Below are 24,818 nucleotides of genomic sequence, written 5' to 3'. Positions count from 1 at the left end.
ACACCAAACGCAGACACAGCGACGCCCGTGGCGCTCGGCGTGCGTGGCGCGGACGGTCGAGAGGATGCAACGGACGCGGGTCGGCAGGATGAGCTCGCAGGTGCAACCGGTGGCCTGCGTGACCAGGGCGTGGGGCCCGGCTTGCGGACGACGGGGATGCCCGCCGACGGACCATTGACTTTCGAGACCACCGCACTCGTGTCGGTGACGGGCGGCAGTGCCACGTCATGGGCACCCGAGATCGGCGAGCCCGGGAGGTGATCGCGCCGGCCACTGTCCATGAGCGCTTCGGCGCTCGCAATGGCAGCCTTCAGTTCACCGACGGTTCGAGACGCCGCCGAGATGAGGTGCTCCAGCGTCGACACCATCGCGCGAAGTTCGCCCGAGTCGATCGGCAATGGCTGACTCACCGATATCTCCTGCTGGTCGTTCCGGCGGTCAGGTCGTGCCGTGTAGTCGGGGTGCACCAGCCTTCCGATCTCACGTTGGCGCGTCAGCCGATTGTCGCGCAACCGAAGCTCGGTGAACTCCGTCCGGTACCTCCGATGTTGGGAAGGCTCGACAATGTGAGGTCAGTGGCGAAACGGGTTCGATCGAAGCACACCTCCTCGTGGGAACGCCCTAGGATTCACCCATGTCATTCACCGTTCCCGACCTTTCCGGCGACCGGTCCGAGCAGTACCGCCAGCTCGTCGAGCAGGCCGAAGCGCTGGTCACCGGTGAGCCCGACCGCATCGCCAACGCGGCCAACCTGTCGTCGCTGGTATTCCACGCGCTACCCGATCTGAATTGGGTCGGCTTCTATTTCTATGACGGGCGAGAACTCGTTGTCGGGCCGTTCCAAGGCAAACCGGCGTGCGTCCGAATTGCACTCGCCAAAGGCGTGTGCGGAACCGCCGCCGATACGCGAGAAACCCAACTCGTGCCCGACGTGCATGCCTTTCCCGGGCATATCGCGTGCGACGGTGACACCCGATCGGAAATCGTCGTGCCGCTCGTTCGCGATGGCGAACTCATCGGAGTCTTCGATCTCGACAGCCCGATTCCGGCCCGTTTCGATGCGATCGATCAATACGGACTGGAAGCCGTCGCGCACGTCTTTCTGGCCGCCATCTAGACCGAACGCACCGGCCTTGTACCGGGGCCATATCGCGTCGGGAACGCGGTCGATCAGTTGCGCAAGTATTCGCATCGTGCGACGCTACCCACACGGTGGAGGCGGAAGTGACCGAGCACGGCGAATCGCCGGGTCCCATCCCGGCAGATCGACTACACGACGCGGCAGCAGTTTTCGGCATGCTCGCCGCTACCGCCCGCCTTCAGATCCTGTGGCTGCTCAGTCAGGACGAGCGCGACGTCGGAACCCTGGCCGCCGAAATCGGGCAAACCGTCCCCGCGGTGAGTCAACACCTGGCGAAGCTCAAGCTGGCAGGTCTGGTTCACGCTCGAAAGTCCGGCCGCCACAATGTGTACGCCATCGCCCACCCGGACATCGCCGACATCGTCCGTCTCGCCTTCCGCCATCACCTCCGCGGCACTGCGATGCCGGGGACGATCGAGCCCTGAGCTGCGGCGGCGGTGGCAACCGGGCTACTTGGGCTGCAACAGGTTGTAGACGGTGGCGTTGCCTACCGAGGTCGGCGTGAAAGTAGCCCCGACCCATTCCGCGATGTCAGCGTGCCTGCTGCTCTGTGATCCGCCCCGGCCCGAGGTCTGCCCCTCGCCCAACGCTGCCTCTTGGTTCGATGCGGGGCCCTGGTCCATCGTTTGCCCTGCACCGAGTGCAGACCCTTGGCCCTGCGCCGGATCTCGGCCGGCTGCCGGCCGCTGATCCGGTGCCGGTTGCTGCCCTGGCTCGGTTCGGAAGTTCCGAGGCGGCATCACGATGTAGTAGGTGACCTCGCCCTTCTTCACATAGTCCTGGAACTCGCCGAGCGTCGGTGTGGGGTCGTTCTTGAAGCCACCGATGGCCATTACCGCAGTGTCGCTGGATAATTCGAGCGCGGCCGCGGGCGAGGAGCGATCGATGGCCGCGGACCATCGCGTCGTGGTGGCTCGCAGCATCGCGTCCAATTGTGGGCTCGCCGCGTCTGCACCCGAGTAGCCGCCGGAACCCCTCCGTCCCGGCTCGGCAGGGCCGACGACGGGGCTGCCACCGGTGTGCGCCTGCCCCAACGTTGCCGCCGCGTATGCCGACGTGCCGCCGAGCCCTGCGAGGACACCAAAGGCGATCAGCACGGTCGAGAAGCGGCGCAGCCCAGACCACGAGGTGGCGACAACGCCGACGGCGGCAACAATCGTAGCGGCGAGAACCGCCCATCGCAGTAACGGCAACCAATCCGAATTGCGCTGTAGCAGTATGAAACCCCAGCCACCACTCGCGAGAATCAGTGCCGCGGAGCCGTACCGACCGAGGGTGCGATCGCGCAGCCGCCACATTTCGAGCACACCGAGCCCGAACAGTCCGGCGATCGCGGGCGCTATCGCGAGGGTGTAGTAGGCGTGCATGCCACCGTTCATGTAGCTGAAGACGATGCCGTCCACTACCAACCAAACGCCGAAGACGACCGCACCCGCTCGGACGAGATCGGTGCGCGGACGACGACCACGGGCCATCAACACCAATACGCAGGCGAGCAGCGCCGCGGGAATGAGCCAGCTGATCTCGAATCCGATTTCACCGGTGAACAGTCGGGCGCCGCCCGCGTGCGAGCCGACGCCGCCGAATCCGGAGCCCCCGCGCCCGGGATAGGCCTCCTGCGGCTCGACACCAGCAGGCATACCAGCTCGCCCGGCTCCGCCGTCGCGGCCCTGGATACGTTGCAACCCGTTGTAGCCGAACACCAGGTCCATGAAGGTGTCATCCGTGGAACCAGCCATGTAGGGGCGAGAATCCTTGGGCCACAACATCGTCAACGCGACATACCACCCGGACGACGCAACGAGCGTGGCGGCAGCACCGAGCAGGTGCAGTATTCGCTTGCCGAGAGTGGTCGGCGCGGCGAGCAGATAGGCAATCCCCAATGCGGGCAACACCATCAGGCCCTCGAGCATCTTCGCAAGAAAGGCGAAGCCGAGCGCAACCCCGGCAAGGGCAAGCCACCCGGCGCCTGCCCGCGACAGGGCCCGAATCGTGCAGTAGGCGCCCGCTGTCATCAGCAGCACCATGACGGCGTCCGGATTGTTGAACCGAAACATCATGGCGGCCACCGGCATCAACGCGAGCGACGCTCCCGCAAGCAGTCCGGCTCCGCGCCCGCTCACCCGAGCGACCGCGCCGTACAGCAGCGCCACCGCGGCCACCGCCATCAATGCCTGCGGCACCAACATGCTCGCGCTGGAGAATCCGAACAGCTGCCCGGACAACCCCATCACCCACTGCGACACCGGTGGTTTGTCAACGGTGATGAAGTTGCCACGGTCCAACGACCCGAACAGCAGCGACTTCCAATTCTCGGCCCCGGCCTGCGCCGACGCCGCATAGAACCCATTCCCCATGCCGTTGACGGTGATGTTCCATAGGTACACGACGCCGGTCCCCACCAGCAGCGTCGCCAACCCGAGGCATTCCCATGCCCGATCGGACAACCCGGAGTGCCTGCGGTCCCCCGGCGACGATCTCAGCTCCGCTGTCTCCACCAAACTCGCACCATCGGCATTGATCGACGTCTCAGCGGCATTGGTCACAGCGGAATTCTCGGCACCCCAGGATCACGTCCGCTGTGTACCGGCTGTCAGTTTCCTGTGAGTGTCACCGCCGCCACCTCGGTGACGCCTGCCGGATCAGCAACAGGCAACGCCCGGAGTTCCGTTCGGAACTCCGGGTCGTCTCCTGCGCTGTCTGTCGCTACGCGGCTAGACCGGCTGCACTACCTCGACTTTTCGTGCGGTGATCTGGATCCCCGGCTCGCCCGCGATGCGTTCGACCGTCGCACCTGCGACCGGCAGATCCTCGACGAGCTGCCGTCCGTCCTCCAGATCGAGACCGTAACCAGCGATGTAGGTACGGAAGAACGGCAGGCAGGCACGCGCCATCGGACGCGGCAGCCGCCACCGATCGACGAACCCTTGGGCATCCTCGAAGGTGCAGCCACGGTCGGCCTCGATGATCAGCAGCAGACCGCCCGGACGCAGCACCCGGATCATTTCCGACAGGCCCTTGCGCTGATCCGGCCAATGCTTGATCGACCCGGAACTGAGGACGGCGTCGAAGCTGTTGTCCGCGAACGGCAGATCCATCGCCGAACCCTGCCGGAACTGGATGCGACCGCCGAGCGGCGCCCCGCGCTTCTGGGCGCGCCGGACCTGCTGCGGCGACAGATCGATGCCGCTGAGCTGCAAGTGCTTGCCGGCAGTAGCCAGGCCGACCGCGAGTTGTCCACCGCCGCAACCGACATCGAGGACCTGTGCCTTGTCCTTCAATTCGGCGGCGACGTCGTCGAACAGTGTCGGGGTCATATCACGGACCGCGTCGGAGATGAAGTTGTCGTAGAACCAGGAGTCGATCGGGTTGTAGCGCTTGGTCTTATCCAACAGAACGGTCATGGTTTTCTCCTAAACGCGGGTAGCGAACTTGATCTTCTTGGCAAGGGTGGGGAGTTCCTGCTGCGCGATGATCGCTTCCTGGACCCGCTCCCGGCTGGAGCGCACGAATTCCATCGCCTCCTTCACCGCGACATCGATATCCATCACAGTGGGAATGTCCAGTACCTTCATGATCGATTCCAGCCGCTGCTCCGGGGTGCCGCGCACGGTCACCACGGGCTGGCCGAGTTCACTGATCGCATGCAGCAGCTTCTGATCGGAAAGGGCGCGGTAGCGCTCGTCGACCGGGCGATGGCCGTCCGGATCCATCGGCACCTCCACCGGGAGGTGGAAGAAGATGTCGTAGTTCTGCCTGGCGCGCTGTCTTGCCATGTCCCCGTAGGCATTCAGATAGCGGCGATAAAACGGTCGACCGGGCAGGGTGATGGTGTTCTTCAGCACCTTGTGCCATCGCGCCGAACCGGGATTGGGGCCGGTGATCAGCCGGGTGGTGCCATAGATCCACTCGTTGAGCACGGAGCCGTCGGCGATGAATCCGCCCTCGGCATCCAGGATGGCCTCGGCCTGGATCCGCAGTTCCAGGCGCCGGAAGCCGAGCGCCATGAGTTCGGTGGTGCTCAGATCCTGGAACCGCATACCCGGATACAGTTCGGTGACCACCTCGCGTGCCGACGAGGCGTCGACCCGGGGAATGCCGGTCAGCAAGGATAGCGCGGTCGAAGTGGTGGTCTTCCCGGTGGAATAGGTTCCGGAGATCACGATGCGCCGATAATTGATTCCCGACATGGGATGCCTTTCTCGGAGAACAGGTTCCGCGAACTACGCGGGAAGTCGGTGGGCCAGGTCGTATCGGATCTCGCAACCCGCGAAATCCGCTTCCCAGGTGGATATTCGCCAATCGCCGCCGCCGAAGGTGAGAATCATCGACCGCACCATCTGTGTCGATGCCGAGCCGGGCTCGTAGGGCGGCGGCGCAGCCGCGGCCCGGGCGGTCATCCGTCGCATCCACAGCGTTTCGCTGTCCTTGCGGGCGATATTGTCCAGTTCGTAGAGCAGGACTTGGGACAGCTGCGCCAGGATCACCGTCGCGTCGACCAGCGTGACCGATGGCTGATAGGCATCGGCGACGCCGCGCCCGCCTCCTGGCGAATCCTGCTCCACCAGTTCGAATTCGGCGCCGGCCCGGCTTTCCGCATTGGCTATCACGACATTGCGCAGGTATTGACCGCGCTGATAGACCGCGCCGTGAAAATATCCGTGTCCTTCCTCGAGCACGGTGCGTGGCTCCATGGTTCGTAATCGCGGTGTGACCGGTAGCGTGACAGTCGCTTCCAACGCCATGGCGGCACCCAGCTCGCTGGTGACGGTGATCGAGGAATCCCCGACCGCGGTGACGGTTGCGACGATCCGGAACTGGTCGAGCGATTCGGTCGCCGCAGTGCCGCTGCTGAATTGGATGTAGGACAGCCACGACGACCGGATTTCGCCCACGGTCAGTCCGCAGAACTCCCGCAGAATGACCTCGAGCAGGCGATAGCCGAAGATCGAGCAATCGATGCTGCTGAGATGCGGCTCCAGCACCCGGGAGCTCTTCTGCGACCAGTCGAGCGGATAGGTCACGCCGGCCGAGGCCGTGAGTCGTGGCCGGCCTGCCGGGTCGTGGTCCAACGCGATATCGAAGATGTGGTGGGCAATTCGCTTGTAGCCCTCGCCGAAGAAGCGGCCCTCCCGGTGGCCCAACACGGCGTCGATGGTGTCGAATGCGATCAGTTCGGTGGACATGCCGCGTCCTTTCAGGCCGCGACCGGCTCGTCGCCGGGCGTCTCGAATTGGCTGACAATTTTGGTCCCGAGACCGCGCAGCGACAGGCCCCTGCTGATCTCGAGCGCGGAAATCTTGAGGTCGAGCGCCTTTTCGGTGCGGGCGCCGAATTCCATCGCCATCAACGAGTCCATACCGAGGTCGGTGACCGGCTCGTCGATATTGATGGTGTCGGTCTCCACGCCGAGCACCACTGCGAGTTGGTCGGCGAGCCGCTGCGCGATGAAATCGACCCGCTGCTCGGTCGGCAAGGCGAGGATCTCGGTACGCAGCGTGCCGCCCGATGCGCCACCGACGCCGATCTCGGCGAGCAGTTGGCGGAAACGGTGGGTGTCGGTGGACGGCCGAGCGCCGCGTGACCACACCTCCCAATCGATATCGGCCACCGCGGCCTGTGCGGTGTCGAGTGACAGACATTCACGCAGCAGCGTGGTTGCCCTGTCCATGTCGATGGGGAGGAAGCCGAGCATCTTGACGTACTCGACCAGGGCCTCGGTGGTGTCGGCCATACCGCCGCCACTCATGAAGCCCCAGTTCACCGACAGCGCGGCCGCGCCTCGGCCGCGCCGGTTGGCCGCAAGCGCGTCGAGCGCGGCATTGGCTGCGGCGTAACCGATCTGCGGCGTGATGCAGCCGAGTGCGCTGATCGAGGAGTACAGCACGAATATGTCGAGCTCGACACCGACCGCATCGGTGGCCCGGTCGAGATTCTCGGCGCCGCGCACCTTGGCGAACAGGTCATCGACGGACTCGCGCGTGATCTGCGGAATGGGCAGATTGTTGACCACCCCGGCGGCGTGGAAGATGCCGCGCAACGGCCCGGCCGCGCCGTCGATCCTGGCAATGAGACCGACTGTGGCGTCATAGTCGGAAATGTCGAGGCGCTCCTCGATCACTTCGACCCCTGCTTCGGTGAATTCGGCGATCTGGGCGCGGGCCTGTGGGCCGGCCGCACCACCGCGCCCCGCGAGCACCAGCCTGCGTGCCCCCTCCCGAACCAGCCAGCGGGCCGTGGCAAGACCGAAGCCGCCGAATCCTCCCGTCACGAGATAGCTTGCGGCAGGGTCGATCCGCGGATATTCCAGCTTCGGCCGCACCGGCGGTTGATCCTCGCGGAAGTCCACTACCACCCTGCCGACCTGATCCGCCCTCGCTACCGACTCGAACGCGGCGACGAGTTCCGCCAGCGGATAGGCGGTGTAGGGCAGGTATTGGTAGGTGCCGTCGCGCAGGGCTTGCTGAGTGATCCGCATCGGCCTGCGCAGAATCTCCGGATCGTGCGCGAGCGCCCGATCCATGTCGACAGCGATAAAGGTGAGGTTGCGGTCGAACGGCCCGAGATCGATGACGCCGCCGGTGTATATATCAGCTTTGCCGATATCGATGATCCGGCCGAATTCCGCTGCGACACGGAAGTTCTGCTGCAGGATCTCCCCCGGCGCCGAGCTGTAGACCACGTCCACGCCACGCCCGCCGGTCAGTTGCGCGATGTCGTCGACGAAATCGGCCGACCGCGAGTTCAGCACCTCGTGCGCACCCACCGACCGCACATGCTCGCGTCGTTCCGGCGTGCCCGCCGTCGCGATCACCCGTGCGCCGATATTCAATGCGACCTGTACCGCGGCCATGCCCATGCCGCCCGCAGCGCCATGAATCAGCACGGTCTCACCCGGTTGCAGCTTGGCCAGCGTGCGCAGACCGAATTCGGCTGTCAGGAAAGGCAATCCAGAACCGCAGGTCAACGGGTCGTAGTATTCGCCGGGCGCAAGCGGATGCGGCAGCGTCGCGCCCGCGTCGGCGGGCATCGTGACGTACTTGCGCAGGATGTCGCCCGCACACACCATCATCCGGTCGCCGACGGCGATATCGGTGACGTCCGGCCCGATCCGTTCGACCAGACCGGAGCCCTCCATACCCACTGTCATTCCGAAATAGGTTTCGCCGAGCTCCTTTTCGGTGAGAACGCCGATGATTTTCATGGCGTCCTTGTAGTTCAGTCCGACGGCATCCATCCGGATCTCGATCTCGCCGGGTCCGGGCGCGACCCGGTCGGTTTCACGCAGCGCCAGATCCGACATCAGCCGGGACCTGGGGATCTCCACCTCGAAGGATTGCTCGGGCTTCGACAGCGGTCCGGTCTGCTCGCGCTGCTCGAGGTAGGACGCGAGGTTCTGCTCGAGCCGCACGGCCCAGTACGCGTCACCGCGCACCGCGATCTCATCGACGATGTCCTCCGCCAGAATCAGATCCGCGGCAGGCTGCCCTGCGGTTCCGTCCAGATCGATCAGTCGCCACCGCGCTACTGGCTGCTCGTTGAGCAGTGCCCGGCGCGCGCCGATCAACGCGCCGTGGCGGATTCGGGCCGAGGAGTCTGCGGGCGTGCACAGTGCCTGTTCGGTGACCAGGACACCGCGAATTTGTACCGCCTCGTCGTCGATGCGCAGATCCTCGACGGCGTTCGCGATTCGGGCCAGCCAGTAAACGTTCTGAGCGGCGGCAAATTCGGTGTCGAAGACAACGACCACCCGGATCCGTGGTCCGGCGATTGCCCCGTCGGTGCGCAGCGCAAGTCGCAGTTGTTCGTCGGTACCGTCGCCGGCAGGGTCGGTGATCACAACGGTCCGATCGGACCGATCCCCCAGCAGCGCGACCGCGCGATCGGCGGCGTCGGGGCCGACACAGACGGTGACGACGACCTCATCGGATTCGGGCTGTTCGACGGGTAGCTCCGGCTCGATTATCTCCCAGATCGGTTGGTAGAAAACCTGTTCCAATTGATGTGAAATATCGACCGCCGCGCTGACCGGACGGAACTCGACTCCGGTCATCCGCATCGCGACCTCGCCGTGCTCGCCGACGATCACGATATCGGCGCGCAGCGGATCGCTGCCATGCCTGGTCACCACCACCCTGGCGCGCTCGGGCAGCTCGCCGAGCCACCGCACGCCCGCGATCGAGGCAGGCACGATGGCGACATCGGAATCCGCCGCCGGACCGGCGGCCAGTGCGGCAACGCACTGCAATGCCGCATCGACGATGGCCGGGTGGGCAAGATGCCGGTGGGCGACCTCGATGGGCGCCAGTGACGCGACGACAGCGTCTCTACCGACGACGGCCGACACGATGCGCTGGAAGGCGGGCCCGTAGTCGAGCCCGCGAGAAGCCAGAGCGCGGTAGAGATCCGGACCCGCGATGACCATAGCGTCCGCCGGTGCGCCGATGCTCTCGAGCGCCGGCTCGAAATCGGCCTCGATCAGTCGGCCGTGGGCGTTCAATGTCCAGTTCACGGTATCGGCCGAACGCGAGCGGATCATGAAGCGGCGCGTCGATTCCTCGACGGTCACCCGCAGCACCGGCACATCGTGCTCGTCGATCACCAGCGGCGCGACGAATTCCACCGACTCCAGTCCTGCACTCGTGCGGCCGGTGCGCTCGATCGCGGCGCTGAGCGCGGCATCCAGATAGGCGGCACCCGGCAGCACCACGTAACCATCCACGACATGGTCGGCCAGCCAGGGTAGTCGCGAAACCGAAAGCTGCACTTCCCATTCCGACGACACCGCCGAGGTTGGGTCACCGAGTAACGCACGACTGTCCGGTGTGCCGAGCCGATCGAGCAACGTGACCGGCTCGTCGTGCCAGATGCGCTTGCGCTGCCACGGGTAGGCGGGCAGATCGACGTGCCCGACCACCGAGGCGGACCGGCCCGGGATCGACGAACCGTCCAGCGAGCCCGCGACATACAGATCGGCCACCGCGCGCAGCACATGCCGGCGGTCGCGCCGGTCACGCGCCAGCGTGGTCACCGAGGCGCCGACCACGCCGCGCTGGATCAGCATCTCCCGGATGTTGCCGCTGAGCACCGGGTGCGGCCCGACCTCGAGAAACACCCGATGCCCAGCGTCGACCAACGCACCGATGGCGTCGGCGAACCGGACGGGCTCACGAACATTGCGGCACCAGTAATCGCCTATCCAGGTGTCGCCCGTGATCTCGTCCGCCGTCACGGTGGAATAGGTGGTGACCTTCGCATCCCGCGGTGCGAGCGAGGCCAATTCGGCACGCAGCTCGTCGAGGATCGGGTCCATGAGGTGGCTGTGATAGGGCACCTCGACCCGCAGGGTCCGTGCGAAGACGCCGGTGGAGGCCAGCATGTCGCGCAGCATCTCCAGGTCCTGGCTGTCGCCTGCGAGGGTGATCGAGCCGGGACTGTTGACCGCGGCGATCGAGATGCCCTCGGTGCGCGCGAGCAGCTCGCGCGCGTCGGCCTCGGACATACCGACGGCGAGCATGCCGCCGGTGCCCGCCGTCGCGGCCTGCAAGCGGGATCGGTGATAGCTGACGGTCACCGCGTCGCGCAGCGACAGCGCACCGGAGACGTATGCGGCGGCGACTTCACCGACGCTGTGACCGACTACCACCGACGGATAGATGCCGTAGTCGGCGAGTTCGGCGGCCAGCGCCGCCTGCAACAGAAAGTTGGCGGGCTGGGCGTACGCGGTCTGCATAATGCGCGAATCGGCCTCGGCGGCGAGCATCTCGTCGAGGATCGACCAGCCCGCCACCGCGACGAACTCACGATCGATCTCGCGCGCCACCCTCGCGAAAGTGCATTCGGTGGTGAGCAATTCACGGCCCATCCCCCACCACTGCGGACCCATGCCACTGAACACGAAGACCGGCTCGACCTCCCCGTCGCCGATGATCCGGCTCGGTGCGCGACCCTCGCCCGCGGCAAAAGCGGTCAGCTGGGCGCGCAGATCCTCGGCGTTCTCGTAGGCGAACCCGACGCGCAGCGGGTGATGGGCGCGGCGGGTCCATGCCGCCGCCGTCACCGTCTCGATGGGCTGCTCGGCCAGCGCCGACGCCACCTCGCCCGCGAGCGTCCGCACGGCGGCCTCGCCACGTCCGGAGACCGGCAGCACGCGCAGTACCGGACGCTCGTCCTCGGGTGCGGCTACCGGCTGCGGCGCCTCACCGAGCACGACGTGTGCATTGGTGCCGCCATACCCGAATCCGTTGACCGCGACGATGCCCTTCCCGGGTGCCGCGGGCAACGGCTCGGCAGCCAGCGGCACGCGCAGCTGTAGCTCGCCGAAGGGGATATCCGGGTTCGGCGTATCGAGCGAGCATTGCGGCGCCACGGTGCGGTGGTGCAGCGTCAGCGCCGCCTTGATGAGGCTCGCAACGCCGGCTGCCGCCTCGGTGTGCCCGAAGTTGTTCTTCACCGAGCCGACCGGCACCGGTTCGCTGCGGCCGTCCACCGCGCCGTATACCGCCCCCAGCGCCGTCAATTCGATCGGGTCGCCCACTGCGGTGCCGGTGCCGTGCGCTTCCAGATAGCTCACCTCCTGCCCCGCGATGCCGGCGTCCTCGCGGACCTGCCGCGCAAGTTGTTCCTGGGCAATGGGATTCGGCACCGGGATGGCGATCGTGCGACCGTCCTGGTTGACCCCCGTCGCGCGGATGACCGCGTAGATGCGGTCGTTATCGCGTTGAGCCGCATCCAACGACTTCAGCAGCACCGCGCCCGCGCCCTCCGCACGGCCGTACCCGTCGGCGGCCGCGTCGAAGGTCTTGCAGCGGCCGTCGACGGCGAGGAAGCGACCTTTGCACATGGAGATGAACGTCTCCGGTTGCAGCATGGTGTTGGCGCCGCCGGCCAGTGCCATCTCGCATTCACCGTTCGTGATCGCCTGGACCGCCAAGTGCGTGGCGACCAGTGACGATGAGCACGCCGTGTCTACCGTCAGGCTGGGTCCGTGCAGGTCGAGCAGATATGAGATGCGGTTCGACAGCAGGGTGTGCGAGGCGCTCATCGCGGTGTGATTCGTGATGGCCTCTCGCACCAGCGGGCCACTGCGGCCGAGCACGTTGTCGAGAATGAATCCGCCGATATAGACGCCGACGGAATGGCCGGACACCCGCCCGGCCATCCCCGCGTCGTCGAGCGCCTCCCAGGTCACCTCCAGCAGCAGCCGCTGCTGCGGGTCCAGGATGGCGGCCTCCCGATGGGCGATGCCGAAGAAATCGGCATCGAAATCCCATAGTGGTTGGGTGAGGAAGCCACCGCGCCTGGTGTACATCCGGCCTGGCGCGTCCGGGTCCGGGTCATAGTACTTCTCGATACTCCAGCGATCCACCGGGATATCGACGATGCCGTCACCCTTTGCGAGGAGAAAATTCCAGTAGCTCTCCGGGTCGAATACGCCGCCGGGAAATCGGCAGCCGATACCCACAATTGCAATGTCGACCATTATCACTCCTGGTCTACGGAAATTAGATATGCCGAACCCCACCCGCAGCATAAATATCGATCGAGCCTCTTCGCTCGCGATACCCATAATATTCACGGGGTGGATCAGCCGTCAATCTTGTTGCATTAGAAGCGTTTCAGCTTGCGCAAGATCGATACGAGCGGCGCATTCGACAACATCCCGCTTCGCATTTTCGGATGAATTGCACTCAGGTTCATGAGCACGGCATAACGCAGGCCGTTATCGCGCCATTTGGCAAGCTGCTCGATCACTTCGTCCGGTGTCCCGGTCAGGCAGAATTCACGCACCAGCGACCGCGGGACTTTTTCTATGTATTCGAGCACGGTCGGTTCGTCCAAGGTCTGCGGAATGAGGTCCTGCAGCCCGGCGAAATCCGCGCCCATCGGATGGGTGGCGCCGTGCCTTGTCCACATCTCGCCAGGGGCACACAAGGTGAGCGCCCGCGCCCCGACACTGTCGGTCAACTCGTCGACATCGGACTGTCGCGCACCGGTGAGCACGCTGAACACCGCGGCGGCGTCGACCGCCATCGGATCACGGCCTGCATCGGATGCCGCGCTGCGAACCTGCTCGAGCCGCTGCTGGTAATCCTGTGGCTGTTGCGCGAAGCCAGGGAACCACACGTCGGCGTATCGTCCTGCGGCGCGCAACATTCGGGGGCCGCCCGCCGCGACCCAGATCTCGGGCCGGGTGCCGCGATACGGCGGAATATCGAAGACGGCATCCCGCAACGGGAAGTGCGCCGACTCCCGAGTGACCAAGCTGCCGTGCGAATCCCACAGCGCCCGGATGGTCGCCAGCGCTTCCTCGAAGCGCGCCACCGGCGCTTTCCAGTCCACACCGTAGGGCTCGTTGTTGTCGCGGATGCCGGTGCCGATGCCGAGAATCGCCCGGCCCCTGCTCAATTGGTGCAGCGTCGCCGCGGCTTGTGCGGTCACCGCCGGATTGCGTCTGCCCGCATCGGTGACGCCGACCCCGAGCCGCATCCGCGCCAGCCGGTTGTGCGCGGCGAGATAGCCGAGCGCGGTCCATGGTTCATAGATCCCGTCGGCGTGCGGTGCAAGCCTGGTGATGCCGACGTGCCTCGGGTTCCAGATCGATGCGGGCAGGATGGAGGGCAGATGGTCGGTCACCCACAGCGAGTCCGCGCCGCCTGCCATCGCCAAGGAGCGGCTGCCGCGGAACTGTAGGTCGGGCGAAAACCGGGTGTAGACACCCGAATCCATGACGCCGGTGCGAAATTTCGCCATGTCGTGTCCTGTTCGATCATTTGGCTACTGGCTCGAGATCGACGCTGGTCTCGGAGATTTCGATGCGTTCGTGCAGAGTCGCGAGGTGTCGCGGCGCCCACCAGTTGGCGGCGCCCATCAGCCGCATCAGCGCGGGCGCGAGCACGCCGCGGATCAAGGTGGCGTCCGACAGCACCGCCAGCGTCAATCCGAGGCCGAACAATTGGATGAACGACACGTGCGAGGTCACCATCCCAGCGAAGGCGATGGCCATCAGGCAGGCGGCGGCCGTGAAGATGCGCGCGGTCCGCGCCACGCCCATGGCCACGGCATGCGTGTTGTCGCCGAACGACAGCCAGTCCTCACGGATGCGCGAGAGCAGGAACACCTCGTAGTCCATCGACACACCGAAAGCGATGCAGAACATCAGAATCGGCATGGTCGGCACGAGATAGCCGGTCGGAGCGAAACCGAAGAGTCCGGCCAGATGCCCTTCCTGGAAGATCCATACCATCGCGCCGAAGGTCGCCGACAACGACAGTGTGTTGAGCACCAGCGCTTTGACCGGCAGCACGACGCTGCCGGTGAAGAGGAACAGCACCACGAACGTGGACAGCGCGATCAGCGCAATCGCCAGCGGAACCTTCGCACCGAGAGCATGCAGCGAATCGACATTCTCCGCCGCGGCGCCGCCGAAGCGGGCCGGACCCGGGGCGCCCACCACTCGAATCCGGTCCAACTGGTCGATGCCCGCAGGCGAATAGGGATCGAGCCGAGTGCCGATCCGGAGATAGGTGCCCGCGTCATCGGCCATATCGGGCAACGCGGAGGCCAGGCGCGCGCCGCCGATGTAGGTACCGGCGGCCGAGACCACCGAGGTGACACCGTCGACACGCGACAGCTGCGCGGCGTAGACACCGATCGATTCGATGGGCCCGTGGTAGTCGGGCAGCGCAACGAGCACGCCCGCCATGGCATTTTCACGGAAGTCGGTGCGCAGCGCATCGCCGACCTCGTGGCTGGATGCCCCGGCAATCACCCGGTCGTCGGCAGATCCGAATCGGATCGACACGAACGGCGCGCCGAGCACCAGCAGCACGGCGATCACGGCCGCTGCGGCAACCACGGGATAACGCATCACCACGGTCACCGCGCGGTACCAACGACTCGCGGCCGGATCGACGGCGACCGGCGGCAGGCGACGCAACAGGCGACGCAACGGGATTCGCAGATCGAACAGGTTCACCCGTGGTCCGATTACCGCCAGCGCTGCGGGCACGAGCAGCAACGTGGTGAACACAGCCGCCGCGAGCACAGCCAACCCGGCGTAGGCCAGCGAACGCAGGAAATACAGCGGGAACACCAGCAACGTGGACAGCGACAGCGCCACGACGAGGCCGGAGAACAATACGGTGCGGCCCGCCGTCTGTACGGTACGCAGCACGGCCGCCGTCGTGTCGCGGCCACCGGCGAGTTCCTCACGGAATCTGCTGACCATGAACAGGCTCGAATCGATCGCGACCGCGAAACCCAGTGCGCTCATCATGTTCAACGCGAAGATCGACACATCACCGATCTCGGAGAGCAGCCGCAGAATCGGCAGCGTCGCGAAGATGTTGAAGACACCGACAGCGAGCGGAATCATCGACGCGATCACGCTGCCGAACACCAGCATCAGCACCAACCCGGTCAGCGGCACGGCAATTGCCTCGGTGACCAGGAGATCCTTGATGATCTGGTGGCTCATTTGGTCGAGTGCGACCGCCTGGCCGCCTGCTCGGACCGTGACGCCGTCGGTTTCGCCGGCGAGCTGTTCGGCGATCCTGCCCGCCCGCTTCGGCGCGACGGTGTCGTCGCCGTTGACGTGGGCAAGTACCAGGCCGCTGCGGTCATCGGTGCTGCGCAACGCCTGCCTCAGGTCGACGGGTAGTTCCCAGTACGACTGCACGGCGTCGATGTCGCCGCACCCGCGCAGGTCCTTCGATAGTCGTTCGCCGACCGACCGTGCCGCGGGGCCATCGATGCCCTCCGGTGCGCTGACCAAGAGCACGATATTCGGCGCTGCGCCCGGAAAACTGCGATTCAGCAGTGCCGCGACTTGCGCCGACTCGGTGTTCGGCGGTACGAAGCCACCTGATTTCAAGTGCGCAGGCGCATTCCAGCCGAGTGCAACACAGACAATTCCGATCAACAAGGCCCCATAGAGAATTGACCGCGGCCGACGTGACGCAAAGTGTGCGACACCAACAAGCATGACGATTACCTCGTTAGATCTCGGGGCGTTCCGGCGAATTGCGCTCGGGTGTTTATTCGGCGGTAGCGGATGCGGAATCGATGTAGCTGGCCAGTGCACGCCATTCTTTGGCGTTCTTGCTGGCAAGCTCGGTGATGACCGGCACGGTGTGCGGTGGCACGGCGGCGATCAGGGTGGTCCAGACGTCACGCTGGATCGAGTGGGTGTGCAGCCAGCGCAACAGATCCCGGCCCTGTTGGTTCAGCCGCATGGCGGGATCTCGGGTGAGCTGTTGCAACAGCAGCGAGGCGTCATCAGGTTGTTCGGAACTGCCGACGCCGACCGGACAATCCATCTCACGCAATCGCTTTCGGATGGCGTGGGCAGTGCTGATCGACACCTCCGCGGCCGCGGCCAAGGCGCGCAACGGCATATCGGGCGAGCCGGCGAGCAACTCGGCCACCCGCCGCCTGCGTTGCGTCCGATCCAGTGGTCTGCGGCGTCCGTCTGCGCCGACACGAACGTTCGACTGCGGAATTTCCGCACTCGAACGCTTTCGAATGGCGGCGATCGTCTTCCCCGACAGACCGGTGCTGGCCGCGATCGCCCGGTCCGACAGCTCCGGCATCGAATCAATGATGCGCTCGGCCGCCGCCTTTCGATCCGAGAGCGTCAGCGGCAGCCCGTGCGTCGTGTTCAGCTCGACGCCGCGAAGAAAGGCCTCGGCCTGACTGCCGTCGAAGAATTCGACCTCGATCCTGTCCTGCTGGCGCAATCGCGCAGCCCGCAACCGGTGCATCCCGTCGATGACACGCATTGTGTTGCGGTGCACCAGGATTGGCGGCAGTTCGGCCTCGCTCTCAGCGAGCCTGGCGATATGCTTGCGGTCCTCGCCATTGGAACGGGGCGAGTCCGCGGGCAACAACTGATCGATCGAAACCAGATAACGCGCGCTGGTCGAGATTGGAACTACATCACCGGCGGTAAAACTTCGCTCAGCGGACATTCGAAACCCCCAGGGGTGTCACCCAGAAACGGCACGGTCATCGATGACCAGACGGTCTCGAAACCGTCTAGGCTCCGACCGATCGGTCACAGCGTATGTGCGCGGGGTGTTCGATACTAGGCTTTCCAAGAAGAGTGGGGAGAGTGCGAAACTATGACAGTCATTGCCGACCCCGGTCGTACGGCACTGCTGATCGCGGGCACTGTGGTGGCGGAACGCGAGGGGCTACAACGCCTTTCGATCAATGCGGTGGTCGCGGAGGCCGGGATGGCGAAAGGGACTTTCTACCGCCACTTCGTCAATCGCCGCAGTTATGTCATCGCACTACACCGCCGATTCTTCGACTCCCTCTCGCAGAAGGTGATGGCCGCCCTGGTCGGCATCCCGCCGGGGCTGGAGCGGGTCGGTCTGAGTCTCGACGCCTTTCTCGATGCCTGCCTCGACGCGCGTGGCACCGAGGCGTTCATGGTGCAGGCGCGCACCGATCCGGATCTGCGCGAGGAGATCCGCAGACGCCACGAAATCTTCGTCGCGGTGGGGCAACCGGATATGGTCGCGGTGGGCTGGCCGGACCCGAACGCCGCGTCTCAGCTCAAAGTGGCCATGGTCGCGGAGATCTGCATCGCCGAACTCGATGTCCGCCGTCCCCGCCGCGACCTGCGCCGCGCCGCGGTCCAGATGCTCACCGCGAACATGGAGTCCATCGGATAGTTCTGTCCCGCAGGCGCGGCGGGGGCATGCCCTCAGCGCTCTTCGTACCGAATGTCGTAGGCGGCGGCAATCGGATTGATCTTCGCCGGGTCGAGTTCGCCATCGGTCAGCACCGCGGGCCCGGCCTCGAAAAGGTCCTCGAGGTAGTGTTCCCAGCCGCCCGGCGAGGAGATCTGCAGAACGCGCGGCGGCGGCGTCGAGACGCAGCGCAGTGCATGCGGAATGCCGCGCGGCAACAGCGTGAAGGTGCCTTTGCCCGCGATGTAGGTGCGGTCGTCGTAGTCGATACCGAGTTCGCCTTCGAGGACGTAGATGCCCTCGTCGGCCGCGTGATGGATGTGGCGCGGAATGTCCCTGGCGACAATCACTTCGAGCAGGGAGAAACGGCCCTCGGTGTCGGCGGTCATCGCCTTCACGGCGAACGCCGGCGGCATCGGCACGCGCCCCGGTCGCACCTGGGTGGGTTCGAGAAAGATGAAACGGTCTTCTGACATGGAAAGCTGTCCTCCACTGTGAGATACTGGAATCGGAATCCGATTCCGTTTCAATTAACACCGAGGAGTGCAGACGTTGTCAACCCCATCGACGTCCGGCCGAAAAGACGCACAGCGCAACCGGTTACGCCTACTCGAGACCGCCAGGGCGTTGTTCGCCGAGCGCGGCGACGACGTGCAGATGCCGGAGTTGGCGCGGGCAGCGGGGGTCGGGGTCGGCACCGTTTACCGGCACTTCCCCACTCGGCAGGCCCTCGTCGAAGCCGCCGCCGAGCACCGGTTCGGCGAGCTGGCCGAATACGCGCGCACCGAATGCCGCAGGCAGCCCGAGCTCGGCCGCGGGCTCGAGCTGTATCTGACCAGGGTCGGGGAGGTGCTGGCAGGCGACCGCGGACTCTCGGCCGCCATCGAAGCCGCCCGCGGGACATCGGGGACCGAACCGCGCGGCACCGCCCTGAACGAACTCGAGGCGGCCATACAGGTATTGATCGCCGACGGCCGGGCCACGGGAACGCTGCGCGCCGACGCCACGGTCGCCGATGTCTACATGCTCGTCGGCGCGTTGTCCGCAACCATCCGCACCGGCAGTGGCGATTGGCCCCGATTCATCGAGCTCGCCATGAACGGCTTGCGTACGTCGTGAATCATCCACCGTGACAACAAAAACCGCCCCGGAGTCCGGACGGACGCCAGGGCGGTCGGCAGGCGGAGCTACTGCTGCGGGTTGTTACCCGGCTGCTGCCACGGACGACCATGGGGATCGTCGGGCCGGTATTGCTGCGAGGGTTGCGGTGGCTGCTGCTGATCCGGCGGGAACGCTTCGTGCACGGGAATCACCGGTTGATGCGGAGAAGGTTCGTAGGAGCGCCGCGGTGCGGGCGTAGCGCCTTCGACCGGCGTGCGGGCATCGGCCTCCGCAGCGCGGACCGCGCGTTCGATAGCCGGATCGCGGGCCGTGTCGAACCACCCCGCGACGTCGGAATCGTCCTCCGGCTTGCTCGCCACATCATCGACCGGCGCGGGCTCGTAGCGAAAGACGCCGTCCTCGCCCTTCGTGGCGAAGTTCTGCGCGAATCCTTCGAGCGCCTTTCCGAAATCGCTCGGCACCAGCCACACCTTGTTCGCATCGCCGCGCGCGACCAGCGGCAGCGTCTGCATGTATTGGTAGGCAAGCAGTTCCGGTGTCGGCTTACCGGATTTGATAGCGGCGAAGACCTTTTCGATGGCCTTCGCCTGACCCTGCGCCTGCAGGTAGGAGGCCGCGCGTTCACCCTGGGCACGCAGAATACGGCTCTGCCGTTCGCCCTCGGCCGCGAGGATCGCCGACTGCTTGGCGCCCTCGGCGGAGAGAATCGCGGCCTGCTTGGTGCCCTCGGCCGTCTTGATCTGCGACTCCCGCGTGCCCTCTGCGGTGAGGATCATCGCGCGCTTCTCCCGGTCGGCCTTCATCTGCTTTTCCATCGACTCCTGGATCGACGGCGGCGGATCGATGCTCTTGAGCTCCACCCGCGCGACGCGCAGACCCCAGCGCCCGGTCGCCTCGTCCAGCACGCCGCGCAACTGCCCGTTGATCTGGTCACGCGAGGTCAACGTCTGTTCCAGCGTCATGCCACCGACCACATTGCGCAGCGTCGTCACGGTCAGCTGCTCGACCGCCGCGATGTAGTTGCTGATCTCGTATACCGCCGCCTGCGGGCTGGTCACCTGGAAGTACACGACGGTGTCGATATGCAGTGTCAGGTTGTCTTCGGTGATCACCGGCTGCGGCGGGAACGACACGACCCGCTCGCGCAGGTCCACCTTCGCCCTGATCCGATCGGCGAAAGGCACCAGGAACGTCAGCTGGCCGGACACAGTCCGCGAGTACCGTCCGAGCCGCTCGATGACGGCCGCCTCGGCCTGCGGCACCAGCGCGATCGACTTGAAGACGACCACCACGACCAGCAGCACAAGAACGGCGGCAACGATCAGTACAGCCATTACGGCCCCTTCCAGACGACGGCGGTCGCGCCGTCGATCTTCATGACGAACACCTTGGTCCCCTCCGGATATTCTTCGGTCGGATCCAGCGGCCGGGCAGTCCACACCTCACCACCCAGTTTCACCTGCCCGCTGTGCTCGGTCACCGCGTCGAGCACCAGTGCCGACTTGCCGGGCAGCGCGTCCACATTGGTCGGCGTCAGCGGCGGCTTTCCGTAGTGCCGCAACAGAACCGGCCGCACCCCCAGCATCAGGACGATCGAAACCACCGCGAAGACGATCGCGTCCACGAGCACCGATGTGTCTGCGGCAAAGCTGATTCCGGCGGTGAGGAGCGCGCCGCTACCCAACATCAGCAGAGTGAGGTCTCCGGTGAGCATCTCCGCCGCCGCGAGCAGAATCCCCGCGACCAGCCAAACAATTGCGGCCACAAAACCACTGTAGTGGTCCGGACCTCATCTGGGGCGCGACAGACACAAGATCAGCCCTCCGCCACCGGGCGGGCCGGGCACGGTAGCTTCGGGCGGGTGAGTTCGCGTGACATGTATGGCAACGACATCTTCGGCGGGCACTCGCGCAAGCAGAAGCGGGCAGTGCCGCAGGTGACGGCGCAGCGAGACCTCGTCGTCGAAGACGCGGCCACCGGCTTCTGCGGCGCCGTGGTCGGATTCGATCGCAGCTACGACGGTGAATTCGTGAAGCTGGAAGACGGGCGCGGAGCGGTGCGGCTGTTCGCGCTGCGCGAGGCCGCGTTCCTCATCGACGGCCAACCGGTCACGCTGGTCAGGCCGGCCGCTGCCGCTGCGAAAAAGGACACTCGCTCGGCATCCGGCTCCACGCGGGTCGAAGGATTGCGCGCCCGAGTCGCCCGGACCAGCCGGATCTGGGTGGAGGGCGTGCACGACGCGGCCCTCGTCGAACGAGTCTGGGGCCACGACCTACGCGTCGAGGGCGTGGTCGTGGAACATCTGGAGGGCCTGGACAACCTGGCCGAGCGGCTCGTCGAATTCGACCCGGCCCCCGGCCGCAAAGTCGGCGTGCTGGTCGACCACCTGGTCACCGGCTCGAAGGAAACCCAACTGACCACCGGCCTCGGCCCGCATGTCCTCGTCACCGGCCACCCCTTCATCGATGTCTGGCAGGCGGTTCGCCCCGCCGCCGTCGGAATCGAGGCGTGGCCGGAGGTGCCACGCAGCGAAGACTGGAAAACCGGCATCTGCCGCCGCCTCGGCTGGGGCACTCCACAGGAGGGCTGGCGACGCGTCTATAACGCCGTCGAATCCTTCCGTGACCTCGAAGCTCCGATCATCGGCGCGGTGGAGCGGCTCATCGATTTCGTCACCGAGCCCGAGCAGTAACCTGCACGTCCGAATTATCCGGTTTCGCGGAACCTCTCGTGTTGGCAGCCGACACGGCCGGGACGCCGAACGAATCCCGCCGCCGCATTCTGCAAGACTCGACGAGTGACCGACCATCGTGATGTGGACGCAACCCGGCTCGCTACCGACTCGCTCGCGCAAGGCGATCCGACCGGATGGTTCGAGCAACTGTACGCCGCCGCGGAGGTGGGGTCGGCGATTGTACCGTGGGATGCCGATGAACCGAATCCACTGCTGGTCGACTGGGCCGAGCGGCACGAGCCCGCCGGTGTCGGCGGACGGGCGCTGGTGGTCGGCAGCGGGCTGGGCAGGGATGCGGAACATGTTGTGCGACTGGGCTTCCGCACCACCGCGTTCGATATTTCGGAAACCGCGATTCGGACGACCCGCGAGCGCTTCCCGAACTCACCGGTGGATTATGTGGTCGCCGATCTGCTCGATCCGCCCGCCGAGTGGTGCGGCGCGTTCGACCTCGTGGTGGAGTCCATCACCGTGCAGTCGATGCCACTGTCGGTCCGGACCCAGGCGATCGCCCGAGTCGCGGACATGGTGGCGCCGGGTGGTGAACTGCTGGTGATCTCCGGCATCCGGGTGGAGGGCGAGCATGTGGATGGCCCGCCATGGCCGCTGACCCGCGCGGAAATCGAATCGTTCGCGGTCGGCGGGCTGGAACCCATGCGTGTCGAGCAGGTATCCCTGCCGACCAGACCCGAGGCGTACCGGTGGCGCGCGGTGTTCCGGAGGGCCTGACACCGATGAGTTAACCATGCGCATTTCGAATCAGTCGGGCCATCGATGCACGCAGCTCACCGGGGTACCAGGGATGGATGCCCTCGGGTAGCGATCACCCTTTATGCTCGATGATTATGTGCTCTCCTAGTGCCACGCTGACGGTGTGGGCCGGCTCATGGCTGGCCGGATGCAGCGCGCCCGACGACATCCTGGAGGCCTTGTACGCCTGGGCGCCGCAGCACACCATTGCCGCAGGCGACCCGGCGACCGGCGGCCGCAACGACCTGCCGTGGACCTCGCGGGGCAACCTGCCCGGCACCGGAGTCATGGCCTTGCTCAAGGTGATTCGCGAGACCATGGCGCAGCCGGGCGCACAGCTACGGCTGGTGCTTCCGGTGCCGGGCGACGTGCGCGGGCTGCCCGCCGGCACCGTGTTCGCCGCCGACGCGGTCGACACCGGTGAGGGCTTGCTCATCGGCGTCCCAGGAACCGATGGCACCGGCTTGATCCCGCAGTGGGCCGACGACGACACCCTGCAGTGGACCGTCTACAGCACCCCCATCCCGCCCGCACCCGGCCCTGACATGTCGCTCGGCGAGGCCGAATACGCGATGCGCGAAGCCGTCCGCGACGCCGCCGACGCGCTGATGCAGCTGCACACCACCTCCGTCAACGCCGCCGAATCCGACCCACGCGAACTCATCGAGGCCGAGCTCGCCGACTACTCCAAACACGACTACCCCGAGTCGATTCCATTGCGTGCCAGGCGAATCCTGAACAGCGCCGACCACGTAGCCGCCATCCTCACCGTGGCACAACGGGAACCGGCATCCTCCCCCACGTCGGCAACGGCCATCGGCGCGCAAGAAGACCTGCTACGCCCACTCTGGGACGCCATCCGCGCCGCCCGCCTCGTCGCCGTGCACGCAGCGGCACGTGGCACGTCCTGAGTCACGCGAAACCATCGATCCGATCGCTCACCAGGTGGTGGCCCCATCTGGTTGAATGGGGGCCGATCAACCCGGCTCTCCGACGCAGGGCGGTGCGCAATGCTCCTCACACAGCGCAGTTCCGCGGTCCTGGCCGCCGCGCTGATCTGCCTCGGTCTCCCTGCGGCGGTTCCCGCCTCGGCAATCGTGGGTGGCAGCGCCGCAGCGGCGACGGCGTACCCGTGGCTCGCCGCGATCGGCAGCCCACTCTTCCTCACCCGCGCGTCGGGACAGTTCTGCGCCGGCGCGCTCGTCGCACCGGATCGGGTGGTCACCGCGGCACATTGCGTTCAGCTCGCGCAGCTGCTCCCTCAGGCGCTCACCGTCACCTTCGGCCGCACCGACCTGCGCTCGAGTGACGGAGACACCGTGCGAGTCAGAGATATTCGCATCCACCCCGGCTTCCACGACACCGACTTCGACGGCGAAACCGTCCACCACAACAACGTCGCAATCCTCACCCTGGACCGGCCACGACCGGGACCGTTCGTAGAATTCGCTGCCCAGCGAGCCGATTTCGGCACGATCCTCGGGTGGGGCGCAACCGCCGAGGGCGATTACTCCAACACCATCCTGCGCGCCGCCGTCGTCCCGCTGGTCTCCGACAGCGCCTGCGCCGCCGCATACGGCTCGGCCTTCGATCCACGTGACATGCTCTGCGCAGGCTCTACCGAAGCGGACACCGGCTTACTCGATAGTGGCGGACCATTGCTCGTCGACGGCAGGCTTGCGGGGCTGACCTCATGGGGCAAAGGCAGCGCACGTCCCGGCTTCCCGGGTGTCTATGCACTCCCGCACCTGGATTGGTGATTGTCGGCAAACCCGATACGCCCCTGACCCCCGAGGTCAGTAGGTGGGCGGCTGCTGCGGCGGGTATTGCTGGGGTTGTTGAGGATACGGCTGCTGCCCGTACGGTTGCGGATAGCCCGGTGCGGGCGCTTGCTGCGGGTACGGCTGCCCCGGCGTCTGCGGCGAGTAGGGCTGGCCCGCCTGTTGTTGGGGATACGGCTGGCCCGGCGTCTGCGGCGAGTACGGCTGCTGCGGATAGGGCTGGCCGGGGGCCTGCTGCGGGTAGGGCTGCGGCGCGTACTGCTGTTGCGGGTATTGCTGCGGCGGGTACGGCGGCGGATTCTGCGGCAGCTGGTTCTGGTTCCTGCTGTTCGACGACGAGCGGACGACAATGACGATCGCGACGACGATGATGATCAAGCAGATGATGCCGACGATATAGGCGAAAGCACTCACGCCGCCGCTACTACTGCTGCCACCACGACGCCGAGCGTCGTAGGAGTCCAACGCCGACGCCCACGTGGCGCTATCGGACCACACGTGCGTATCGAGCAGGCCTGCGCTGGTCAGCAGGTCGACATAGACCATCGGGTTCCCCCTTCGAGCGGCTTCGGTCCGCTACCGAAGCCGAA

At 65.9% G+C, this 24,818-nt stretch carries 21 protein-coding genes; 9 read left to right on the top strand and 12 right to left on the bottom strand.

What is annotated here, in order from left to right:
* The 3 genes from ACLMAL_RS22755 to ACLMAL_RS22745 form a co-directional block, all read left to right on the top strand.
* The coding region (locus ACLMAL_RS22755; RefSeq protein WP_412000917.1) for a hypothetical protein at positions 1-261 on the top strand (261 nt) is incomplete at its 5' end.
* Positions 262-634: 373 nt separating this feature from the next.
* Positions 635-1,117 (top strand): GAF domain-containing protein, encoded by a 483-nt coding sequence (locus ACLMAL_RS22750; RefSeq protein ID WP_412000916.1) that lies wholly within the window; start codon positions 635-637, stop codon positions 1,115-1,117.
* A 107-nt stretch (positions 1,118-1,224) separates the two neighbouring features.
* The gene (locus ACLMAL_RS22745) at positions 1,225-1,566 is read left to right on the top strand and encodes an ArsR/SmtB family transcription factor (protein WP_412000915.1); all 342 of its coding nucleotides are present in this window, start codon (positions 1,225-1,227) and stop codon (positions 1,564-1,566) included.
* A 24-nt stretch (positions 1,567-1,590) separates the two neighbouring features.
* On the opposite strand, the gene ACLMAL_RS22740 is transcribed toward ACLMAL_RS22745, so the two are convergent.
* The 8 genes from ACLMAL_RS22740 to ACLMAL_RS22705 all read right to left on the bottom strand — a co-directional run bounded on the left by ACLMAL_RS22740 (position 1,591) and on the right by ACLMAL_RS22705 (position 17,112).
* Positions 1,591-3,687, bottom strand: coding sequence for an ArnT family glycosyltransferase (locus tag ACLMAL_RS22740; RefSeq protein WP_412000914.1), 2,097 nt, complete (start codon positions 3,685-3,687; stop codon positions 1,591-1,593).
* 168 nt (positions 3,688-3,855) lie between these two features.
* On the bottom strand, positions 3,856-4,545 hold the full coding sequence (locus ACLMAL_RS22735; RefSeq protein WP_328402682.1) for a class I SAM-dependent methyltransferase: 690 nt from the start codon (positions 4,543-4,545) through the stop codon (positions 3,856-3,858).
* A gap of 9 nt (positions 4,546-4,554) precedes the next feature.
* The gene (locus ACLMAL_RS22730; RefSeq protein ID WP_412000913.1) at positions 4,555-5,331 is read right to left on the bottom strand and encodes an ATP-binding protein; all 777 of its coding nucleotides are present in this window, start codon (positions 5,329-5,331) and stop codon (positions 4,555-4,557) included.
* A gap of 33 nt (positions 5,332-5,364) precedes the next feature.
* Positions 5,365-6,327: an AvrD family protein gene (locus ACLMAL_RS22725; RefSeq protein WP_412000912.1), complete on the bottom strand. Its 963-nt coding sequence runs from the start codon at positions 6,325-6,327 to the stop codon at positions 5,365-5,367.
* 11 nt (positions 6,328-6,338) lie between these two features.
* Complete coding sequence (locus ACLMAL_RS22720; protein WP_412000911.1) at positions 6,339-12,623, bottom strand: type I polyketide synthase; 6,285 nt, start codon at positions 12,621-12,623, stop codon at positions 6,339-6,341.
* Positions 12,624-12,748: 125 nt separating this feature from the next.
* Entirely contained in the window at positions 12,749-13,894 is a 1,146-nt protein-coding gene (locus ACLMAL_RS22715; protein ID WP_412000910.1) for an LLM class flavin-dependent oxidoreductase, read from the bottom strand.
* A gap of 16 nt (positions 13,895-13,910) precedes the next feature.
* Positions 13,911-16,064: an MMPL family transporter gene (locus ACLMAL_RS22710; protein ID WP_412000909.1), complete on the bottom strand. Its 2,154-nt coding sequence runs from the start codon at positions 16,062-16,064 to the stop codon at positions 13,911-13,913.
* A gap of 115 nt (positions 16,065-16,179) precedes the next feature.
* Positions 16,180-17,112 carry a ParB N-terminal domain-containing protein gene (locus ACLMAL_RS22705; protein WP_412000908.1) on the bottom strand — a complete coding sequence of 311 codons (933 nt, stop codon included), beginning with the start codon at positions 17,110-17,112 and terminating at the stop codon, positions 16,180-16,182.
* Positions 17,113-17,265: 153 nt separating this feature from the next.
* On the opposite strand from ACLMAL_RS22705, the gene ACLMAL_RS22700 reads away from it, so the two are divergent.
* Positions 17,266-17,823 carry a TetR/AcrR family transcriptional regulator gene (locus ACLMAL_RS22700; protein ID WP_412000907.1) on the top strand — a complete coding sequence of 186 codons (558 nt, stop codon included), beginning with the start codon at positions 17,266-17,268 and terminating at the stop codon, positions 17,821-17,823.
* Positions 17,824-17,855: 32 nt separating this feature from the next.
* Here ACLMAL_RS22700 and ACLMAL_RS22695 read toward each other — a convergent pair whose 3' ends face one another.
* Positions 17,856-18,317, bottom strand: coding sequence for a cupin domain-containing protein (locus ACLMAL_RS22695; protein ID WP_412000906.1), 462 nt, complete (start codon positions 18,315-18,317; stop codon positions 17,856-17,858).
* Positions 18,318-18,393: 76 nt separating this feature from the next.
* Here ACLMAL_RS22695 and ACLMAL_RS22690 point away from each other — a divergent pair, with 76 nt between their 5' ends.
* Entirely contained in the window at positions 18,394-18,960 is a 567-nt protein-coding gene (locus ACLMAL_RS22690; protein ID WP_412000905.1) for a TetR/AcrR family transcriptional regulator, read from the top strand.
* Between the two features lie 68 nt (positions 18,961-19,028).
* On the opposite strand, the gene ACLMAL_RS22685 is transcribed toward ACLMAL_RS22690, so the two are convergent.
* On the bottom strand, positions 19,029-20,297 hold the full coding sequence (locus ACLMAL_RS22685; RefSeq protein ID WP_412000904.1) for an SPFH domain-containing protein: 1,269 nt from the start codon (positions 20,295-20,297) through the stop codon (positions 19,029-19,031).
* A complete protein-coding gene (locus ACLMAL_RS22680) occupies positions 20,297-20,728 on the bottom strand; it encodes an NfeD family protein (protein WP_328402704.1) in 432 nt (143 codons plus the stop codon). Before ACLMAL_RS22680 ends, ACLMAL_RS22685 begins: the two co-directional genes overlap by 1 nt.
* 111 nt (positions 20,729-20,839) lie before the next feature.
* Here ACLMAL_RS22680 and ACLMAL_RS22675 point away from each other — a divergent pair, with 111 nt between their 5' ends.
* The 4 genes from ACLMAL_RS22675 to ACLMAL_RS22660 all read left to right on the top strand — a co-directional run bounded on the left by ACLMAL_RS22675 (position 20,840) and on the right by ACLMAL_RS22660 (position 24,207).
* Positions 20,840-21,655 (top strand): DUF3097 domain-containing protein, encoded by an 816-nt coding sequence (locus ACLMAL_RS22675; protein WP_412000995.1) that lies wholly within the window; start codon positions 20,840-20,842, stop codon positions 21,653-21,655.
* Positions 21,656-21,760: 105 nt separating this feature from the next.
* A complete protein-coding gene (locus tag ACLMAL_RS22670) occupies positions 21,761-22,426 on the top strand; it encodes a class I SAM-dependent methyltransferase (protein WP_412000903.1) in 666 nt (221 codons plus the stop codon).
* 116 nt (positions 22,427-22,542) lie between these two features.
* On the top strand, positions 22,543-23,358 hold the full coding sequence (locus ACLMAL_RS22665) for a hypothetical protein (RefSeq protein WP_328402710.1): 816 nt from the start codon (positions 22,543-22,545) through the stop codon (positions 23,356-23,358).
* A gap of 99 nt (positions 23,359-23,457) precedes the next feature.
* The gene (locus ACLMAL_RS22660) at positions 23,458-24,207 is read left to right on the top strand and encodes a S1 family peptidase (RefSeq protein ID WP_412000902.1); all 750 of its coding nucleotides are present in this window, start codon (positions 23,458-23,460) and stop codon (positions 24,205-24,207) included.
* Positions 24,208-24,243: 36 nt separating this feature from the next.
* Here the strand turns inward: ACLMAL_RS22660 and ACLMAL_RS22655 are convergent, their stop codons facing one another.
* Complete coding sequence (locus tag ACLMAL_RS22655) at positions 24,244-24,774, bottom strand: hypothetical protein (RefSeq protein ID WP_412000901.1); 531 nt, start codon at positions 24,772-24,774, stop codon at positions 24,244-24,246.
* Positions 24,775-24,818 lie beyond the last annotated feature (44 nt).

This window comes from Nocardia sp. CWNU-33, assembly GCF_046764895.1.
Lineage (GTDB): Bacteria > Actinomycetota > Actinomycetes > Mycobacteriales > Mycobacteriaceae > Nocardia.
The sequence above is the reverse complement of the archived record's forward strand: the minus strand, read 5'-3'. Positions and strand labels throughout refer to the sequence as shown.

Excerpts from the sequence above, each read along its gene's own strand:
- ACLMAL_RS22750 (WP_412000916.1), top strand. The coding sequence starts at position 635 with ATGTCATTCACCGTTCCCGACCTTTCCGGCGACCGGTCCGAGCAGTAC.
- ACLMAL_RS22735 (WP_328402682.1), bottom strand. The coding sequence starts at position 4,545 with ATGACCGTTCTGTTGGATAAGACCAAGCGCTACAACCCGATCGACTCC.
- ACLMAL_RS22730 (WP_412000913.1), bottom strand. The coding sequence starts at position 5,331 with ATGTCGGGAATCAATTATCGGCGCATCGTGATCTCCGGAACCTATTCC.
- ACLMAL_RS22725 (WP_412000912.1), bottom strand. The coding sequence starts at position 6,327 with ATGTCCACCGAACTGATCGCATTCGACACCATCGACGCCGTGTTGGGC.
- ACLMAL_RS22720 (WP_412000911.1), bottom strand. The coding sequence starts at position 12,623 with ATGGTCGACATTGCAATTGTGGGTATCGGCTGCCGATTTCCCGGCGGC.
- ACLMAL_RS22715 (WP_412000910.1), bottom strand. The coding sequence starts at position 13,894 with ATGGCGAAATTTCGCACCGGCGTCATGGATTCGGGTGTCTACACCCGG.
- ACLMAL_RS22705 (WP_412000908.1), bottom strand. The coding sequence starts at position 17,112 with ATGTCCGCTGAGCGAAGTTTTACCGCCGGTGATGTAGTTCCAATCTCG.
- ACLMAL_RS22700 (WP_412000907.1), top strand. The coding sequence starts at position 17,266 with ATGACAGTCATTGCCGACCCCGGTCGTACGGCACTGCTGATCGCGGGC.
- ACLMAL_RS22695 (WP_412000906.1), bottom strand. The coding sequence starts at position 18,317 with ATGTCAGAAGACCGTTTCATCTTTCTCGAACCCACCCAGGTGCGACCG.
- ACLMAL_RS22685 (WP_412000904.1), bottom strand. The coding sequence starts at position 20,297 with ATGGCTGTACTGATCGTTGCCGCCGTTCTTGTGCTGCTGGTCGTGGTG.
- ACLMAL_RS22675 (WP_412000995.1), top strand. The coding sequence starts at position 20,840 with ATGTATGGCAACGACATCTTCGGCGGGCACTCGCGCAAGCAGAAGCGG.
- ACLMAL_RS22665 (WP_328402710.1), top strand. The coding sequence starts at position 22,543 with ATGTGCTCTCCTAGTGCCACGCTGACGGTGTGGGCCGGCTCATGGCTG.
- ACLMAL_RS22660 (WP_412000902.1), top strand. The coding sequence starts at position 23,458 with ATGCTCCTCACACAGCGCAGTTCCGCGGTCCTGGCCGCCGCGCTGATC.
- ACLMAL_RS22655 (WP_412000901.1), bottom strand. The coding sequence starts at position 24,774 with ATGGTCTATGTCGACCTGCTGACCAGCGCAGGCCTGCTCGATACGCAC.